14 protein-coding genes are annotated in these 18,415 nt (G+C 68.8%); 7 read left to right on the top strand and 7 right to left on the bottom strand.

Annotated elements, in window-relative coordinates:
• Nucleotides 1-132 precede the first annotated feature (132 nt).
• Complete coding sequence (gene ppk2, locus M3Q35_RS16200; RefSeq protein WP_379793933.1) at nt 133-1,047, top strand: polyphosphate kinase 2; 915 nt, start codon at nt 133-135, stop codon at nt 1,045-1,047.
• Here ppk2 and M3Q35_RS16195 read toward each other — a convergent pair.
• Nucleotides 1,044-1,700 carry a peptidylprolyl isomerase gene (locus M3Q35_RS16195; RefSeq protein WP_273942620.1) on the bottom strand — a complete coding sequence of 219 codons (657 nt, stop codon included), beginning with the start codon at nt 1,698-1,700 and terminating at the stop codon, nt 1,044-1,046. The genes ppk2 and M3Q35_RS16195 overlap by 4 nt on opposite strands.
• A gap of 19 nt (nt 1,701-1,719) precedes the next feature.
• On the opposite strand from M3Q35_RS16195, the gene M3Q35_RS16190 reads away from it, so the two are divergent.
• On the top strand, nt 1,720-2,919 hold the full coding sequence (locus M3Q35_RS16190; protein WP_273942619.1) for a cytochrome P450: 1,200 nt from the start codon (nt 1,720-1,722) through the stop codon (nt 2,917-2,919).
• A 1-nt stretch (nt 2,920) separates the two neighbouring features.
• On the opposite strand, the gene M3Q35_RS16185 is transcribed toward M3Q35_RS16190, so the two are convergent.
• Nucleotides 2,921-3,337 (bottom strand): DUF6194 family protein, encoded by a 417-nt coding sequence (locus M3Q35_RS16185; RefSeq protein ID WP_273942618.1) that lies wholly within the window; start codon nt 3,335-3,337, stop codon nt 2,921-2,923.
• 76 nt (nt 3,338-3,413) lie between these two features.
• Nucleotides 3,414-3,983, bottom strand: a complete 570-nt coding sequence (locus M3Q35_RS16180; RefSeq protein WP_273942617.1) for a methyltransferase family protein — start codon at nt 3,981-3,983, stop codon at nt 3,414-3,416.
• A gap of 34 nt (nt 3,984-4,017) precedes the next feature.
• On the opposite strand from M3Q35_RS16180, the gene M3Q35_RS16175 reads away from it, so the two are divergent.
• Entirely contained in the window at nt 4,018-4,461 is a 444-nt protein-coding gene (locus M3Q35_RS16175; RefSeq protein ID WP_273942615.1) for a GyrI-like domain-containing protein, read from the top strand.
• 183 nt (nt 4,462-4,644) lie between these two features.
• On the top strand, nt 4,645-5,286 hold the full coding sequence (locus tag M3Q35_RS16170) for an FMN-dependent NADH-azoreductase (protein ID WP_273942614.1): 642 nt from the start codon (nt 4,645-4,647) through the stop codon (nt 5,284-5,286).
• Here M3Q35_RS16170 and M3Q35_RS16165 read toward each other — a convergent pair whose 3' ends face one another.
• Nucleotides 5,287-5,916 carry a TetR/AcrR family transcriptional regulator gene (locus tag M3Q35_RS16165; RefSeq protein ID WP_273942613.1) on the bottom strand — a complete coding sequence of 210 codons (630 nt, stop codon included), beginning with the start codon at nt 5,914-5,916 and terminating at the stop codon, nt 5,287-5,289. It abuts the gene before it with no gap.
• Nucleotides 5,917-5,975: 59 nt separating this feature from the next.
• On the opposite strand from M3Q35_RS16165, the gene M3Q35_RS16160 reads away from it, so the two are divergent.
• A complete protein-coding gene (locus tag M3Q35_RS16160) occupies nt 5,976-6,854 on the top strand; it encodes an NAD(+)/NADH kinase (protein WP_273942612.1) in 879 nt (292 codons plus the stop codon).
• Here the strand turns inward: M3Q35_RS16160 and M3Q35_RS16155 are convergent.
• On the bottom strand, nt 6,773-7,348 hold the full coding sequence (locus M3Q35_RS16155) for a GNAT family N-acetyltransferase (protein WP_273942611.1): 576 nt from the start codon (nt 7,346-7,348) through the stop codon (nt 6,773-6,775). The two genes, M3Q35_RS16160 and M3Q35_RS16155, sit on opposite strands and share 82 nt — an antisense overlap.
• Nucleotides 7,345-7,905 (bottom strand): helix-turn-helix domain-containing protein, encoded by a 561-nt coding sequence (locus M3Q35_RS16150; protein WP_273942610.1) that lies wholly within the window; start codon nt 7,903-7,905, stop codon nt 7,345-7,347. The genes M3Q35_RS16155 and M3Q35_RS16150 overlap by 4 nt, the downstream gene beginning before the upstream one ends.
• An 82-nt stretch (nt 7,906-7,987) precedes the next feature.
• Between M3Q35_RS16150 and M3Q35_RS16145 the strand changes: the two genes are divergently transcribed.
• On the top strand, nt 7,988-8,713 hold the full coding sequence (locus M3Q35_RS16145; RefSeq protein WP_273942609.1) for an alpha/beta fold hydrolase: 726 nt from the start codon (nt 7,988-7,990) through the stop codon (nt 8,711-8,713).
• Here M3Q35_RS16145 and M3Q35_RS16140 read toward each other — a convergent pair.
• On the bottom strand, nt 8,679-9,326 hold the full coding sequence (locus tag M3Q35_RS16140) for a methyltransferase domain-containing protein (RefSeq protein ID WP_273942608.1): 648 nt from the start codon (nt 9,324-9,326) through the stop codon (nt 8,679-8,681). The two genes, M3Q35_RS16145 and M3Q35_RS16140, sit on opposite strands and share 35 nt — an antisense overlap.
• Nucleotides 9,327-9,529: 203 nt before the next feature.
• Between M3Q35_RS16140 and M3Q35_RS16135 the strand changes: the two genes are divergently transcribed.
• Nucleotides 9,530-18,388, top strand: coding sequence for a DNA/RNA non-specific endonuclease (locus tag M3Q35_RS16135; protein WP_273942607.1), 8,859 nt, complete (start codon nt 9,530-9,532; stop codon nt 18,386-18,388).
• The last annotated feature ends 27 nt before the right edge of the window (nt 18,389-18,415 follow it).

Raw genomic sequence — 18,415 nt, 5'->3', positions numbered from 1 at the left:
CCGGGCCGCCGGGGCTCCGCCGATTCACATCGGTGAACCCATGTCGAATAAAAGCACTATTACTTCAGTGGCAACTGAAATCAACCGCCGTGTAACCCCGCGTTCGTTCGGCTGGCGTATGTGTGGGCGGTGATTCAGCAATCGCCGGAGGTCCTGGCCCGGTTCCCGGAACTGCAGCACGACGAGATGGTCGTGGAGTACGAGGACGGCGACGACCCGATCCTGCTCCGCCCGGACGGCACGGTGGTGGACACCTGGCGGGAGAACTACCCGTACGACAGCCGTCTGAGCCGGGAGGAGTACGACCTGGTCAAGCGGCTGCTGCAGATCGAGCTGCTGAAGATGCAGTACTGGATCAAGGAGACCGGCAGCCGCATGGTCATCGCCTGTGAAGGGCGGGACGCGGCGGGCAAGGGCGGCACGATCAAGCGGTTCACCGAGCACCTCAACCCCCGTGGGGCGAGGGTGGTGGCGCTGGACAAGCCGACCGAGCGCGAGATGGGCCAGTGGTACTTCCAGCGCTACGTCAACCACCTGCCGACGGCGGGCGAGATCGTGCTGCTGGACCGCTCCTGGTACAACCGCGCCGGCGTGGAACGCGTCATGGGCTACTGCACGGACGAGCAGTACAGCCGCTTCATCCACCAGGCGCCGACGTTCGAGCGGATGCTGGTCGACGACGGCGTGACGCTGGTGAAGCTGTGGTTCTCGGTCTCCCAGGCGGAGCAGCGCACGCGTTTCCTGATCCGCCAGGTGGATCCGGTCCGGCAGTGGAAGCTCAGCCCGAACGACGTGGAGTCGCTGGACCGCTGGGACGCCTACACGGCGGCGAAGGTGGCGATGTTCCGGGCCACCGACACCGACTACGCGCCGTGGACCGTGGTGAAGAGCAACGACAAGAAGCGCGCCCGCGTCGAGGCGATGCGCCACGTGCTCTCACTGGTCGACTACGAGGACAAGGACCACGAGGTGGTCGGCAAGCCGGATCCGAACGTGGTGGGTGCGGCCTCGACCCTGCTGGAGACGGGCGAGGCCGACCACCGCTAGCCGAGCGTGCCGCGAAGGATCTTGACGGGCTGGGCCGGCGCGCCGTCGCGCGGGCCACGCTCGCTGGGGATGATGCCGGCGGCCACGATCCGGTCCAGCACGTCCATGCCCCTGATCACGGTGCCCATCACCGAGTAGTTGGTCGGGATGTGCGCGAACGAGTGCACGATGAACCACTCGCTGCCGTTGGTGCCGGGCCCCTGGTTGCCCATGGCGATCGTGCCCCGCCCGTACGTCTCGGTGCCGTCGGTCTCGTCCGGGAACTTGTAGCCCGGACCGCCCTTCTCCACCTCGTAGATGTCGCCGCACTGGAGCACGCCGAGCCGCTCGCTGTCGGTCAGCCGCCAGCATTGGCTGTGGTCGTAGAACCGCTGCGCCACCAGGCTGATCAGGTTCTGCACGGCGCACGGGGCGGCGCCGGCCCGGTTGAGCCGCACGGTCACGGGCCCGTAGTTGAAGTGGAACGTCACGTCGAACGTGCCGACGGTGGGTGCGATCGGCACGGGTCGCAGCACCGGCCTGGCGGCAGGGTTGTCCGGCGTAGGAGTGAAGGTGCAGTGCGTCAAGGGAAAACCGCTCGCCGCTGCCTGAACAGGCAGAACCAGCGCGGCGATGAGCACCGACCCGATCAGAGCAGCGATGCGTGACTTCATGGCTGGCAAGCTATCTCACGTGACGACTACTCGCCCGGTCGATGTGCCCGCCTTTCCGAACCAGCGCACGGAGAAGTGCCCCTTCGACCCGGATCCGGCCTACGTCCGCCTGCGCGCGGAGGAGCCCGTTGCGACGGTGCGCTGCCCGGCCGGTGTGGACGCGGTGCTGGTCAGCCGGTACGAGGATGCCCGCGCGGTGCTCTCGGATCGGCGGCTGAGCTCGTGGGCCGCGAGCTCGCAGCACATGCTGTCGGGCTACGACTTCAGCGAACCCGACCCGGGGCAGATCATCCAGCTGGACGGCGAGGACCACGCCCGCCTGCGCCGGCTGCTGATCGGCGAGTTCACCGTGCGACGCATGGAAGCCCTGCGCCCCTACATCCAGCGCATCACCGACGAGCACATCGACGCCATGCTGACGGGCACGAGCGCCGATCTGGTGCGGGACTTCGGGTTGCCGATCCCGTCGCTGGTGATCTGCGAGATGCTCGGCGTGCCCTACGCCGACCGGGACGAGTTCCAGCGCGACAGCGAGCTGCTGCTGTCGATCGAGACCAACCGCAGCGGCGGCGCCGAGGCGTGGCAGCGGATTTCCGACTACATCGGCGGGTTGATCGACCAGCGGGTGGTCGCGCCGGCGGACGACCTGCTGAGCCGGCTGATCGCCCGTGGCAACGCCACCGACCAGCCGCTGACCAGGGCCGAGCTGGTCACCATCGGCGCCACGCTGCTGATCGCCGGGCACGAGACCACGGCCAACATGATCTCGCTGAGCACGGCCCTGCTGCTGGAGAATCCGGACCAGCTGGCCGCGTTGCAGGCCGATCCGGCCACCGCCGTCGAGGAGCTGCTGCGCTACCTGACGGTGATCCAGTTCGGCCTGCTGCGGCGGGCCACCGAGGACGTCACGGTCGCCGGGGCCGAGGTGAAGGCGGGGGAGTGGCTGGTCGCCGCGATCCAGTCGGGCAACCGGGACGAGGACGTGTTTCCTCAGCCGGACAGCGTCGACCTCGCCCGGCAGGCCCGCACGCACCTGGGGTTCGGCTTCGGCCCGCACCAGTGCCTCGGCCAGCAGCTGGCCCGGATCGAGTTGCAGATCGCGCTGACCACGCTGCTGCGCCGGATCCCGGGCCTGCGCCTGTCGGCGCCGCTGCCGCTGTCGGAGTTCAAGAACTCCGCCATCATCTACGGGCTGCGGAGCCTGCCGGTGCAGTGGTGAGCTAACGCCGGTTGGTGTGCTTGCGGACGGCGAACTCGTAGGCGTCGGCGATCAGCTTCCGCACGGTGTCGTCGGTGCGCGGCCCGGGATTGACGACGCAAATCCAGTGCTGGCCGGCGTAGGTCGGGTGGGGCAGCAGCGTGTCCCGAGGCGTGTAGTCGTCCACAGTGGACTGACCGATCACCGCGGCGTAACCCGCTTTGGTCAGACCGATGTTGACCCGGTACGCGCCGTCCCGGTCGAGCTGCGAGTCGGCCTCGTAGTGGTCGCCGGTGACGATCGTGACGAACGGCTGCTGCCGCTGCGGCGGCAGGTCGCCGTCGGGGTCGTAGAGGAAGAAGGAGTCGCCGGCGTGCGTCAGGACGCGCACGCCGGCGTACGTGTCAGTGATGTGGGCGCTGAGTTCGTCGATTTCCACCCTTCAAGTGTGTCATTGAACTCCTTTATGAGGCTTTTCCCGAATTCAGCTGGGCATCTCGGCGGAAACCCTCAACTCACCAGACACCCGGGATGAGTCGGCTGGTCTCGCGCATGTATGCGGCGTAGTCCTCGCCGAGCCCGTCGAGCAGCATGCGCTCCTCGACGTGGATCCGGTACAGCATGCCGACGATCACCAGCAGCTCGAAGGCGACCGTCGAGGCGTAGTTGCCCAGCAGCAGCGCAAGCCCCAGCGTTGCCACCAGCAGTCCGGTGTACGAGGGATGCCGCAGCACCCGGTACGGGCCGGTGCGGACCACGTGGTGGTCCTCCTGGATGTGCACCACCGCCCGGAAATACCGGCCGAGCGTGGCGATCGACCACAGCCGGAACCCGCCGCCGAGCGCGATCAGGATGGTGGCGGCCACCAGCCAGCCCGGTTCGCGGACGGGGAAGAAGTCCAGCGCCGGCAGTGTCCGGCGCAGCAGCGACGCCGCCACCACCGCGAGCGCGGCGGTCACCGCGATTCCGCCGTAGCTGCCCCATTCGCGCGTTTTGGTGCGCTTGCTCCGCAGCAGCTGGGTGAGCTGGAGCCCGATTTCGCCGAGCGCCCACAGCGCCACGACGACCCACAACACGACGACCATTCCGACACCGTAGAACCGGTCCTAGCATGGGCGCATGAAGCACGCCGTGACCGTGCGCAACGTCGAGGCCAGGCCGACGGCCGTGGTCGCCGCGACCACGACATGGCGGGAATTTCCGGCACTGTGGAAGCCCATGCTGGACGAGGTCTGGGCCTGTCTGCGGGCCGCCGACATCCACCGCGGCTGCCGCAACGTCATGCTCTACCTGGACGACACGCCTCGGGTCGAGGTCGGTGTCGAGCTGACGCAGCCGTGCCCACTCACCGGCAATGTGGTCTCGTCGAGCCTGCCGGCCGGCCGCGTGGCCATGACCGTCCACTATGGATCGTACGCCGAGCTCGGCGCCGCCCACGATGCCGTAATCGCCTGGTGTGCCAAGGAAAATCTGTCCCGGACGGGTGTTCGGTGGGAGGTCTACGGCCCGCACGACGACGATCCGGCCAAGGTCTGGACCGAGATCTGCTACCAGCTCTCCTGAACCCCGCGAGTCCCGCTTAGCGTCATACCGAAATGCCGAATCCGTTTCAGGCATTCGGTGTGACTGTGGGCGGGACTCGCGGGGGTGTGACGCCTGACGCAGTATTTGACATGAAGTCAAGTCAGCCCGCATGCTTGAGCTCTCAACTGACATGAAGTCAAGTCAACTCAGGGGTGAACCAGCATGCCGCACCTGTTGCACATCGACTCGAGCATCAAGGGGACCGAGTCGGTCAGCCGGAAGCTGACGGCGCGGGCCGTCGCAGCGTGGCGGGCAGCCCATCCGGACGGCACCGTCACCTACCGCGACCTGGGCCGCAACCCCGTGCCGCACCTCGACGCCGACGGCGGCCTGGCCCGCCAGACGCCGCCCGACCAGCACACGCCGGCCCAGGCCGCTTCGTGGCAGCTGAGCGAGGAGCTGGTCAACGAGGTCCGTGCGGCCGACGCCGTCGTGCTCGGCCTGCCGCTCTACAACTACGGCGCGCCCAGCAGCGTCAAGGCATGGGTGGACCACCTGGTCGCGCCGGGCCTGTCCTTCGACCCGAGCACCGGCACCGGCCTGCTGGAGGGCCGCGACCTCATCGTGCTGGGCACCCGTGGCGGCGGCTACGGCCCGGACACGCCCCGTCACGGCTGGGACCACGTCACCCCGTGGCTGCCGCACGGCCTGGCCGCGACCGGCCTCGAGCCGCGCTTCATCACGGCCGAGCTGACCCTGGCCTCGGTGGTGCCGGCGTTGGCCGAGCTGATCCCGCTGGCCGAGCAGAGCCTGGCCGAGGCCGAGCGCGAGATCGACAGCCTGTGGGCGACCGCGTCGGTCTGATCAGCCGACCGGTTTGAGCTCGGCGACGGCGGCGGTGACGCGGGGGTCGGCGGTGCAGACGGAGCCGAGAATGGCCAGCAGGGTGACGTAGGCCAGCTCGACGAGGTGGTCCAGCGGCATGTCGAGGCCGTGCGAGAGCCAGTCCATGGTCATCTCGTCGACCGCGCCCATGCTGCCGCGCATGGCGATCCGCAGCAGCGGATCCGGATCACCGGTCAGGCCGAGCAGCTTGGCCAGGAAGCACACCCCGGACCGGCGTGTGCGCTCGATGACCTCGTCGACCTCGGGATCCTGCCCGCCGGAGCGCATGATCGCCATGGACGTGTGGACGTGGTCGCGGCGGTACTCGATCTGCCGCCGCACCACGCCGCGCAGCCACAGCGGGTTGGTGTCCTCGCCCGGACGGCGTTCGTACAGCGCGCCGATCTCGGCCGCCATCAGCTCGAGCACTTCCAGGTACAGGCCGCGCTTGTCCTTGAAGTGATAGAAGAGCAGGCCGTGCGCGACGCCCGCCTCCTTGGCGATGTCGCTGATGTAGATCTCGTCGTACGGCTTGCGGGCGAACATCTCCGCGGCCACCGCGACCAGCGCGGCGCGGCGCTGTCCCCGCACCGGTGTCGTCGCGCTCATAGCTGCCAGGATACCGTCCAGGTCTCGCCGGAACCGCCGGGAGCGGGCAGACTTTCCCCATGCATTCAGCCGGGCTTGTGCTGCACCCCCAACGGGACTCCGCCGACGCCGTGGCCGCGGTGCTCGGTTGGGCGGCCAAGCGGGACATCGAGATCCTCGGCATCGAGGGCGAGATCGTGCGTCTCAACTGCGCCGCGATCCCGGTCACGCCTGAGGAGCTGGGCCGCCGCGCCGACCTGGTGGTGAGCCTCGGCGGCGACGGCACCATGCTGCGGGCCATGCGCATCGCCGACGGCCAGCGGGCGCCGGTGCTGGGCGTGAATCTGGGCAAGCTCGGATTTCTGGCCGAGGTGGACGTGCCGGATCTGGCCGAGGCGTTGACCGCCATCGACGACCACGAGTTCAGCATCGAGCCCCGGCTGGCCGTGGATGCCGTCTTCGACGGCAAGACCGTGACGGCGTTCAACGACGTCGCCGTCGTGCGGGTGCCGGGCGACGGCAGCGCCGTGGTCGCGGTCCGCGTGGCCGGGCAGCCGTTCGTCAGCTATGCCGCCGACGCGGTCGTCGTTGCCACGCCGACGGGTTCCACCGCCTACAGCTTCTCCGCCGGCGGGCCGATCACCAGCCCGTCGGTGGAAGCCCTGCTGGTCACGCCGGCCGCCCCGCATTCCGCGTGGAGCCGGGGCGTTGTCCTTTCCGTACACGACGAAGTGGAGCTGGACATCCTGCCGACCAGCGGCCGGCTGGCCGTCGAGGTGGACGGCGCGGTCGCCGGCTACGTCGGGCCGGGGGACCGCATCGACCTGCACGCCCGTCCCGGCGCCGCTCGCGTGGTCCGGCTGGGGCACACCACGTTCTACCAGCGGGCCCGCCGCAAGCTGCGGCTGACCGACTCGGCCGAGATTCCCGTCACGTGGCCGGACGGGGTCGGGATCTGAAGCGGCCGGCCGACGATCACCAGGTCCTTCACCAGGCCGTCGAGGTCGGCGACCGCGGGCAGCCGGCCCCACTCCTCGAAACCGTTGGCCCGGAACAGCCGCAGGCTCGGCTCGTTGCTGGCGAAGATCGTCGTCGCCAGGGTGCGGGCGCCGAGCGTCGGGGCGTGGGCGATGGCCGCGCGCAGCAGATCCCGGCCCTGGCCCCGGCCTTGGTGCGACGGGTGCAGGTAGATCGCCACGTCCAGGGTGACGTCGTAGCCGCGCCGTCCATTGAGGAACGGTTCGAAGGACAGGTAACCGGTGACGGTCGCCGGATCGTCCGGGTGGTAGCCGACCCAGGTCGGGTGTTTCGCCTCGGCGAACCAGGCCCGCCGCGACTCCACGGTGACCGGATCCAGGTCGGCCGTGCTGGTCCGGTCGCGCACGGCCGCGTTGTAGATGTCCACAATGGCCGGTAGGTCGTCTTGTGTCGCGGCACGGTGTCGGTAGGTCATGGCAGCACCACCACTAGTGCGTATCGGACGGGATCGCCGGTGGGACAACGGAAGCGGGACGGGCCCCAGAGCCGGAACCGCAGGCAGTCGCCGGCGTCGAGGACGTGCGTGCGGCCGTCGATGGTGAGTTCCAGCGCGCCGTCGAGGACCCAGATGTGTTGCTCCAGACCGGGAACCGGGGTGACGGCGTAGACGATGTCCGCGCCCGGTTGCAGCGTGCACTCGACGAGTTCGCCGCGCAGTCCCGGTTGTGGCGGCGACACCGAGCGTCTGATGAAGCCCGCGTCGTCGTCCCGCCACACGGGTTGCTGGTCCGGTGTCAGCACCTGTGGCGGCTCGTCCTCCACTTCGGCCAGCAGCTGCGAGGCCGTTCGCCCGTAGGCGGCGCAGAGTTGGCTCAGCACGGTCGTGGTCGGACTGATCTCGGCCCGTTCCAGCCGGGACAGCGTCGATCGGCTGAGGCCGCTGTGCCCGCTGAGCTCGTCCAGCGACCAGCCACGCTGCTGCCGCAGTTCGGCCAGTCGGTCAGCGAGCCGTGCGTCCAGATCGTGTCCCACATCTGGGACAATATCCCTGATGTGGGACGTGGGGCAAGGTGCAGCCCGATCGGGCAGCCCTTGGACGGCTAGCGTGGCTCTCATGTTCGTTCATCAGTGGGGCCAGGGGCCCGATGTCGTGCTTGTGCACGGGGCCGTGCTCGGTGGGCGTGAGGCCTGGCGGGGTCAGCGGCCGTTGACCGAGCGCTGGACGCTGCACGCCGTCGACCGTCCCGGGCACGGCCGTTCGCCGGCGGTTGGCCGGCAGGACTTCGAGGCCGAGGCGGCGTTGGTGGCGGACGAGGTGCTGGACCGGCCGGTGCATCTCGTCGGCTACTCGTACGGCGGGCTGGTGGCGATGGACGCCGCGTTGCTGCGCCCCGATGCCGTGCTGTCGTTGACGGTTGTCGAGCCGCCGGCCACCTGGCTGGCGTTGGGCAATCCCGTGGTGGATGCGTGGGCGGCGGAGCTCAGGGCGTTGTGCGCGTCGACGGAGCCGGCGGAGCAGATGCTGCGGAAGTTCCTGCCCCTGGCCGGAGCGCCGGTGGAGCTCACCGATCCGGTGCACCCGACGTTGCTCCAGGGGGCAGAGCGGCTGCGCGGTGCCAGGCCGCCGGACGAGGCCCGGCCGCGGCTGGATGCCTTGCGGGAGGCGGATTTCCCGATGCTGGCGGTGAGCGGCGGCCACATGGAGGAATACGAGGCGATCTGCGACGCGATCGCCAAGGGGACCGGGGCGGAACGGGTGCAGTGCAAGGGGATGGCGCACCTGGTGCCGGACGTGGGGGAGCCGTTCAACACCGTGTTGGAGCGTTTCTGGCGTCGATGACCAGCATCTGGTGGGCACCGCGTTGGAACCGATAGGGGACGTCGCGGAGCTCGGACGGCGGGAGCGCGGAACGCAGGCGGGAGAGGAAGGGCACCGGCGCGCCGGTGCCCTGGAGGACGAGCGGGAAGACGCGGACCTCGGCCCGGGCGACCCGGACCAGCTCGGTGAGCGCCCGACGGTGCCAGTTCTCGTCGAAGCGTTCGGCCCACGTGAACAGCAGATGGGAACACAGGGCGACGTCGAAGGAATCATCGGCGAACGGCAGATCGGGCAGGGCGGCGGCAATGTAGCGAGAAGGACGCGTGCGGAGATCGGCCAGGAACCGGTCGGCGGCGTCGATACGCATGGCCGCGCGAGAATCGACGTCGCCGTACCAGGACCATTCGAAATGGTCCACGTTTTCCGCGATAATGCGGTCACCGTCGATCAACCCGGTGCGCACGAGACGGGACAGTTCCCCGTAGCCCAACACGTAGGCGGGATCGACGGCGACAACGTTGGGCGTCTCGGCGCAGAAGCTCGCGCCGCCGGCGCAGCAGTCGAGGAAAGACTGGCCGGGTGACAGCGAGAACATGGCCCGGTATTCGGCCGCCGAGCGCGAGGTGACCAGCACGACGCCCATTCTGCCCCGGTGCCGGCTGATCCGAACGGGGCAGCGCTTTGTTCAGATTTAGTTGTCCAGCGCCGCACCACCGACTCTGAACAGCCCGAACACCCGTAGACACCCGGGGTGGAACGGGCGGCCGAACAACGGCCGACCGAGGGCTGTGAGGGGGCGGAGCCGTGGCTCGGGTGTCGTCGCGCCGTGCACTCCTGGTGGGGATCGCGCTGGCCTTGGCGGCAGTGGTGACGCTGCCGCTGTGCACGCAGGTGGTGGACTTCTCCTGGCTGACGGCGGACGGCCGGCTGCCGTCGGGGGCGTCGCTGACCGCGCCCGAGCAGCAGGGCGGAAAGCCGGGGCAGGCGACCAACGCGGCACTCAAGGCGCCCGACAGAAACACCGAAAGACCGCCGGGCGCGGTGCCGGACAAACTGGCGTCGTTGCCGGCGACCTCAAACGAATCGCAGAGACAGCACGTCACGCCGAAGGTCTCGCAGCATTCGAACGCGCCGACAATCGATCCGAAGGCGGTCGAAAGGCCCCAGGATCGCACGGCGACCACGGAAACGTTCGACAACCCGAACGGCACGCACACCCTCCGGGTCTACGACCAGCCGGCCAACGTGAAAATGCCGGACGGCAGCTGGCAGCACATCGACCCGACGCTGGTGCCGGCCGGTGACCGGCTCAAGCCGAAGGCCACCGCCCAGACGCTCAGCGTGGCCACGAAGGCCGACGACGCCGAGCTCGTCCAACTGGCCTTCGACGACAGGCACAGCCTGGCCTACGGCCTCGCCAACGCGGCCAACGTCCCGGCGAAAACTAACGGTTCAACCGTTACTTACCCGGCGGCACTGCCGGGCGTCGACCTCAAGCTCCAGGCCACGACCACGGGCGTGAAGGAAGACCTGCTGCTGACGACCGCGCAGGCCCCCGCCTCCTACAGCTACACCCTCGCGCTGACCAACCTGACGCCGCAGCTCACGGCCGACGGCGCGGTGGAACTGCGTGACGGCACGAAGGTCATCGGCGTCATCCCGGCCGGCACGGCCAAGGACGCCACCAACGCCTCCGGCACGGTCCACTACACCCTGGCCCAGGCGGGCAACGCCTGGACGCTCGGCGTGAACCTGGACGCGAACTGGCTGCACGACCCGAACCGGGCCTTCCCGGTCGACATCGACCCGTCGGCCGGCCAGTACAACGCCGCCGACGACATGTACGTGAAGTCCAACGGGGCCGTCGACTCCACTAGCGAGATCCTGGAGACCGGCTACGTCGACGGCGCGCTTGCCCGCTCCTACCTGCACTTCTCGCTGGGCAACCTGGGTAACAAGTACATCCTCGGCGGCACGCTCAACCTGTGGGCCGTCGGGACCACGACCTGCTCGCCCCGCACGGTCAACGTGTACGAAGCGACGGCCGGCTGGAACAGCGGTCAGCGCTGGCCCGGCGCGCAGGTCGGCCGCCAGCTGGCGTCGGGCACCTTCGCTCACGGTGGCTCCGGCTGCAGCAGCCCGGCGGCGGAGAAACTCCCGTTCGACGCGGACGTGCTGACCGACTGGACGCACGGCGCGGCGATGGGCAACGGGATCAGCCTGCGCGCGGCCGACGAGTCCGACCGCAACGGCATGCGCTTCGCCTCGGCCAACGCGGCGGTCGCGGACAACCGGCCGTTCCTGGACGTGCTGTACTCCGACGAGGGCGCGGCCTTCCAGGCCACGGATGTGTTGCAGCCGACGGCCAACCAGACCGGCAGTGTCACCGCCAAGATCACCAACCGCGGCTCGACCACGTGGACGCCGAGCAACGGCTGGCACTTCGGCTACATCATCCAGCCGGGCAACTACGTCTCCAACGGCACGGCCGTGCCGAACGACGTGGCGCCGGGCCAGTCGGTGACCATGACGATCCCGCTGTACGCCCTGCCACCCGGGCGCTACCAGGTCTTCCTGACCATGTGGACACCGTCCAAACAGGACTTCTTCGTCGCCTACCAGGTTCCGTACGGGGTTTTCGACCTGGACGTGACCAACGTGAAGCCCACGGTCAACTACGAGCAGCCGGCGACCCCGGCCACCGTGCAGACGCTGACACCGACGCTGTACGCCGAGGGCATCGACCCGGACAACTGGCCGAACAAGGGCCTGACCTACAAGTTCCGGCTCTGCACCGACGCGGCCCTGACCCTGAACTGCGTGGAGTCCCCGTGGGGCGCGCAGACCTGGACGCCGCCGGCCGGCACGCTGTACTGGACGAAGAACTACTACTGGGGCGTGAAGTCCAACGACACCGTTGACGGCAGTCCCAACTGGACGGTGTTGCAGCTGACGCCGCAGGTGCCGCAGCCGGAGATCACCTCACACCTGGCCGGCGTGCCCGATGCGGCCCAGGCCACCGGCCTCGACCCGCAGGTCGGCAACTACACGCTGGAGAACACCGACGCCTCGGTGGACACGGTCGGCCCGGACCTGACCGTCGGCCGCACCTACAACAGCCTCGATCCCCGTCGGGACAGCGCCTTCGGCATCGGCTGGGCGTCCAGAGTGGACATGAAGCTGGCCAAGGACAACGACGGCTCCGGCAACCTGGTGCTTACCTACCCGACCGGCCGTCAGCTGCGCTTCGGCCTGAACCCGGACGGCAGCTACGGCTCGCCGGCCGGCGAGTCCACGCTGCTGGTGCACAACACCGGCGGCGGCCTGGCCTACCACACCCTGAAGGACTCCACCGGCACGCAGTGGCAGTTCGACGCCGCCCAGCACCTGGTGGCGATCATCGACCCGGCCGGGCTCCAGGAAACCCTGACGTACGACGGAAACGACCACGTCAGCACGATCACCAACAGCACCAGCGGCCGCACGCTGACGCTGACCTGGACCGGCAGCCACGTCACCTCGGTCGCCACGCAGGCCCCGAGCATTGGCGGCACACCGCTGGTGTGGAAGTACAACTACACCGGTGACCAGCTGAACACCGTGTGCGCGCCGGGCGCGGCCCCGAACTGCACAACCTATACGTACCAACCGGGTTCGCACTACCGGAGCTCGGTGGCCGACGACAACCCCGCCGCCTACTGGCGACTGGACGAGCAGAACAACGCGACCTTCGGCAGCGCGGTGACCTGGCACCAGGGCGGCGAAAGCGCCGCCGGCCACGGCGTGATCGTCGGGTCGCAGGGCGCGATCGGCGGCACCGGCGACACCGCGGCGACCTTCGACGGCGCCAGCTCGTACGTCACGCTGCCGGACAAGTTGGCCACCACCAGCATGTCCATGGCCGCCGAGCTGTGGTTCAAGACCACCGGCAGCGGCACGCTGATGTCGTTGCAGAACCAGGCTTTTCCGGCCGGCACGCCGACCCAGGCAACCCCGGTGCTCTACGTCGGCACCGACGGCTTCCTGTACGGCGGCTTCCCGATGCGTGACGCGGGCGGCGCCCGGCAGGTCGTGACGACCCAGCAGGTCAACGACGGCAACTGGCACCACGCCGTCCTGTCCACGGCGATCAACACCCAGAACCTGTACCTGGACGGTCAGCAGGCGGGCTCGCCGATCACCGGCCTGATCGACGCCAAGGCGCAGACCACCGCCGTGCTGGGCGCCGGCCGCGGCCAGGGCTGGCCGGCCACCAACAACGGCAACTTCTATTTCCAGGGCGACATCGACGAGGCCGCGTTCTACCAGCACTCGCTGGGCGCGCTGGCCGCCGCCGACCACTACCGGGCCGCGCAGGCCGGCATCGAGCTGAAGTCGGTCACGTTGCCGCAGGACAGCACCCGGGTCTATGCCACGATCGCCTACGACGACATCAACGACCGAGTGTCCACTTTGGTCGACCATGATGGTCTGAAGTGGACGATCGACCCGTCGAAGATCACCTCGGCCCAGCTCAAGGACCAGAACGGCAATCCGTACTGGGGCAACGTGACCCGCACGGCCACGCTGCACGGGCCGCAGGGCTACGGCGACTGGACCTACACCTACGACGTGGTCAACGGCGGCCGCCTGATGACCACCTCGCACAACGGCCACAACACCAGCCGGGAGTACAACACCGCCGGCTTCCTGTCGGCGACCGTCGACGAGAACAACATCCGCGTCGAGCAGACCACCGACGAGCGCGGCAACGTGCTCAGCCGCAAGAGCTGCCGGGCGGCGAACTCCTGCAACACGTCCTACTTCACCTACATCGCGCCGGCGAACCCGTTGGACCCCAGGGGGAACAAGGTCGCCAGCAAGTCGGACGCGCGGTCATCCGGCCCGACCGACACGACCTACCGCACCACCTTCGACTACGACACCGCCGGTCGCCTGAAGACCATCATCGAGCCGATCCCGGTCGGCCAGACCACACACCCGACCACGGTCAACTTCTACTCCGACGGCACGCAACCGGCCGCCGACAACCAGACCGTGCCCGCGGGCCTACTGCTGACGACCACCGGACCGCGCGGTGAGCTGACCACCAACCGTTACAACCACAACGGTGATCTGGCCGAGACGATCTCGCCGACCAAGCTGCACACCACACGCACCACAGACGACATCGGCCGCACCACCAAGACCACCACGCTCAACGACGGCGGCGCGGTCTTCGCTTCCACCACCTACACCTACGACGGCCGGTCGCAGATCGCCACGGCCACCGGCCAACCGGTGAAGAACCTGATCACCGGTATCACCCACACGCCGATCACCACCTACGGCTACGACGGCGACGGCAACGTCACGTCGATCACCCTCGGCGACACGCTGCCGGTGAGCCAGGGCGGCGACGCGCCGCGCATCACCAGCTACGTCTATGACGCTCACGACCGGGTGCAGCAGAAAACCCTGTCGGACGGCGGCATCGAGAAGGTCAAGTTCTCGTCGGACAACCTCAGCGTCACCACCACGGACGTGCGGGGCTTCGACTGGACCACGATCTCCGACGAGCTCGGGCACGAACTGACCACTGTGGTCAGTGGCGCCGGCGTCGACCCGCAGGACCCGAACGCCACCTCGCTGACCGTGGCGACCAAGGCCTACGACTCGGGCGGTCGGCTCACGGTCAGCACGGATGCCATGGGCCGCACCACAACCTACGGCTACTGGGGCGACAACCTGCTCGCCACCGTGACGGCCAAGAACTACGACGGCAGTCGGGACCTGGTGCTGGAGCAGCGGTCCTACGACCCGGCCGGCAACCTCAACCAGGACGTGACCGCCGGCGGCGTCACCACCACCAGCACCTTCGACCCGGCCGGCAACATCGCGTCGACCACGCTCGACCCGGCCGGCCTCAAGCGCACCACCAGCTACACCCGTGACCTCGACGGCAACCAGCTGACGGTGTCCCGCACCGGGGCCGCCGACCCGACCCGTACCGAGTTCACCCAGTTCGGCTACGACGCCGGCAACCAGGTCGTGCGCTCGGACGACCGGCTCGACGCCAACACCCTGGTGTCCACCACGGTGATCCGCGACGAGCGCGGGCTGCCGACGACCGTCAACGACGGCCGCCAGCTGCCGACGCTCTACAGCTACGACGGCACCGGCCAGCTGGTCACGACCACCACGCCGGCCGCCGACGTGTGGCAGGCCGGCAAGGTCACTCCGGACGTGCGCGGCGTGACCACGGTGGGCCGCAACGCTTTCGGCGAGGTCACCCAGTCCAAGGACGCGGCCGGGAACGTCACCACGACCGCCCGTGACGGCCTGGGCCGGGCCACCGACGGCACGCTGCCCAACTACACGCCGCCCGGCTCGAGCACGCCGATCACCGCGACCACGCACACCGACTACGACCATGCCGGCAACGCGCTGAAGGTCACGGATCCGTTGAAGCGGGTCACCGTCAACACCTATGACCCGTACGGCAATGTGCTGACCACGACGCTGCCGCAGGTCGGTGACACGCCCAGCGTCGTCACCAACAGCTACGACCGTGCCGGCGAACTACTGTCCACAACGGACCCGTCCGGAGCGCGTAAGCAGTTCACGTACGACACCCTCGGCCAGCGGCGGACCGCCACCGACGTGGACCGGTCCTCGGGTCAGACCCTGTACTACACAACGACAACCGGCTACGACGACGCCGGCAACCCGACCACCGTCACGACTCCGCAGAACAACACCACCACGACGGAGTTCGACGCGGCCGGCATGCCCAAGAAGGTCACCGACCCGACCAACCGGAGCACGGTCACCAGCTACGACATCGCCGGCCGGCCGGCCACCGTGACCGACCCGACCGGGCTGGTCACCACCACCGGCTACGACCTGCTCGGCCGGGCGGTGCGGTCCTCGCAGTCCAGCAACGGCAAGGAACTGCGGGTCAGCACGACCGGTTACGACAGCAACGGCAACGTCGCCAGCACCACCTCGGCCGAGGGGCGCCTGACCACCTTCGGCTACGACTCGCTGAACCGGGTCGCGCAGCAGGTGACCAAGGTCGACGCCACGCACTCGATCACCACCACCGTCGGCTATGACGCGCTCGGCAACAAGGCGCACGTGGTGGACGGCGACGGGCACGCCACCGAGTTCACCTACAACACCTGGGGCCTGCCCGAATCGACCATCGACCCGGCCACCACCGCCGCGCCGACCATGGCCGACCGCACCCGCACCACGATCTACGACGCGGCGCAGCAGGCCGTCACCCAGACCGAGCCCGGCGGCATCACCCGCATCAGCAGCTTCGACGCCCAGGGCCGGGTGTACAAGCAGACCGGCGCCGGCGCCGAAGCGTCCACTTCGGACCGGACCATCGGCTACGACCTGGCCGGCCGGATCACCAAGGTCGGCGGTCCCGGCGGCGACACCATCTACACCTACGACGACCGTGGCAACGTCCTGACCTATCAGGGACCGGCGACCTCGGGTTCGTACACGTACTACGGCGACGGCACCATGGAGTCCAGAAAGGACACTGCCGGCACCACCAAGTACGGCTACGACAAGGCCGATCGGCTCGCCTGGGTCACCGACCCGGTCACCGGCCGCACGATGGACTACGGCTACAACAGCGGCGGCCAGCTCAACACGATCACCGACCGGGCCGTGGCCCAGAACACCCAGCGGGTCATCGGCTACGACCCGCTCGGCCGGCTGGCCTCCGACCAGTTGCAGCAGAGCCCCGACGGCTCGACGCAGGTCACCCGGCTCGGCGAGACCTACGGCTACGACCTCGACGACAACCTGAAGTCCCGGTCGGATCTGACGGTCGGCAAGTCGGCCAACAACTCCTACGGCTACGACGGCGCCGGGCGGCTCAGCTCGTGGACCGACCCGACCAACAAGACCACGCTCTACGGTTGGGACGACGCCGGCAACCGCACCTCCGTCGGCGGCCAGACCTTCGGCTACGATGAGCGCAACGAGCTGTTGTCGGGCAACGGAACCACCTATTCCTACACCGCTCGCGGCACCCTGAAGTCCACCACCACCAACGGAAACACCAGCGCCTCCACCTTCGACGCCTTCGGCCGGCAGGTCGCCAGCGGCGCGATGCAGTACCAGTACGACAGCCTGGACCGGGTTGCCACCCGCAACGGAACGGCCTTCGGCTACGACGGGCTGAGCAACAACGTCGTCACCGACGGGAACCGGGTCGTCAGCCGGCTGCCGGACGGAACTCCGTTGTCGGACAAGGCAGTCACGGCGACCACCGGCAAGAGCCTGTTCACCAACCAGCACGGGGACGTCGTCGGACGGTACATCGGTGGCACCACCGACGGGCTGCGCAGCTACGACCCGTTCGGCACCGTCACCGCGTCCAGCGGCGACACCTCGGCGCTCGGTTTCCAGGGCAGCTGGACGGATTCCGGCACCGGCCAGGTCGACATGGCCGCACGGTGGTACTCCCCGGCCAGTGGCCAGTTCACCAGCCGCGACAGCTGGAACACCCCGTCCAACAACCGGTTCGGCTACGGCGACACAGATCCGCTCGACGGCACCGACCCCGACGGCCACCACTGGACGCCACTCATCTGCGGGCCGGACTACGACCACGTTCCCGACAGCTGGCTGGACGCCTTCGAATCGGCCCTCGAGTCGATCGCCCGACAGTTCACCGGCACCTCGGAGTGCACGCCGGCGACGGTCTCGGGCTGTGGCGACTCGATGCGCGACAGTCAGGGCTACGCGTGCCCGGACCAGATCCGCTACGACTGGGCACATGATCGTTGCGCCCACTCGAACAGCTACTACTGCAACCCGCGTGACGGCTATCCCAGTGGTGGCCCCGGAAAGCCGGGCACTCACGGCACCCCGGGAGGCCCGGGCGGCACCCGTGGCAGCCCCGGTGGTCATGGCGGCGGTCGTCCCGTCGTCAAGCACCGCCCGCTGCCGCCGCCCCCGCCGCTGTGGTTCGTCAACGTGCACAAGCGGGAGCACCGCCAGCCGCCGGGTGACACCGTCAAGCCGCGTCCGCCGCAGTACCGCATCGACCCGCCGGCCGACCACATCGTCGACCCCGGGCCCGGCCTGACCAACGCTAACAACAAGACCACCCAGTCCGGCCCGGTCAGCGTGTTCGACGCGCCGCAGGCCGACGCCAACTACGACTACCGGGCCGACGAGGATGACTGCCTCAACGGCGATCTGCCGCACACCATCTGGTACGGCCCGCTGCAACGGGTCACCGACGACAAGGGCAACGGCATCGGCAACCGGGCCACCGGCGCGGCGGCCTGCCTGACGATGGTCCAGACCGGCGACCGGCCCAAGGAGGATCACCCGATGGACGGCCGTGACGGGGACAACCCGTGCGCTGAGGCGGCCGGGCACCTGATCGCCTGGTGCTTCTACGGCGCCGATGATGCACGGAACCTGGTGCCGCTCAACCAGAACAAGACCAACTCGTCCCGTATGTACCACGCAGTCGAGAAGCAGGTCAGGAAGCAGATCGAGGACAACAAGGGTCCGATCTACTACCGGGTGACACCGCACTTCCCGGACGGCCAGTTGGTGCCGGACTACCTCGACGTCATCGCCCAGGGCCGCAACTTCGACTGCGAGACCAGGATTTACAACTCGCCCAACGCGATTCCCGGCTATCGGGGCTGCCGGGACGCGGTGGTCAAGTGACCGGCGCACAAGGAGAAACGAGAAAGC

It is taken from the genome of Kutzneria chonburiensis (assembly GCF_028622115.1).
GTDB lineage: Bacteria > Actinomycetota > Actinomycetes > Mycobacteriales > Pseudonocardiaceae > Kutzneria > Kutzneria chonburiensis.
Note: the sequence above shows the minus strand (reverse complement) of the source record. Positions and strands in the feature narration are given on the sequence as shown.

What these genes read in the sequence shown, in the direction of transcription:
- M3Q35_RS16145 (WP_273942609.1), top strand. Translation starts at nt 7,988, where the DNA reads ATGTTCGTTCATCAGTGGGGCCAGGGGCCCGATGTCGTGCTTGTGCAC.
- M3Q35_RS16180 (WP_273942617.1), bottom strand. Translation starts at nt 3,983, where the DNA reads ATGGTCGTCGTGTTGTGGGTCGTCGTGGCGCTGTGGGCGCTCGGCGAA.
- M3Q35_RS16160 (WP_273942612.1), top strand. Translation starts at nt 5,976, where the DNA reads ATGCATTCAGCCGGGCTTGTGCTGCACCCCCAACGGGACTCCGCCGAC.
- M3Q35_RS16195 (WP_273942620.1), bottom strand. Translation starts at nt 1,700, where the DNA reads ATGAAGTCACGCATCGCTGCTCTGATCGGGTCGGTGCTCATCGCCGCG.
- M3Q35_RS16170 (WP_273942614.1), top strand. Translation starts at nt 4,645, where the DNA reads ATGCCGCACCTGTTGCACATCGACTCGAGCATCAAGGGGACCGAGTCG.
- M3Q35_RS16155 (WP_273942611.1), bottom strand. Translation starts at nt 7,348, where the DNA reads ATGACCTACCGACACCGTGCCGCGACACAAGACGACCTACCGGCCATT.
- M3Q35_RS16165 (WP_273942613.1), bottom strand. Translation starts at nt 5,916, where the DNA reads ATGAGCGCGACGACACCGGTGCGGGGACAGCGCCGCGCCGCGCTGGTC.
- M3Q35_RS16175 (WP_273942615.1), top strand. Translation starts at nt 4,018, where the DNA reads ATGAAGCACGCCGTGACCGTGCGCAACGTCGAGGCCAGGCCGACGGCC.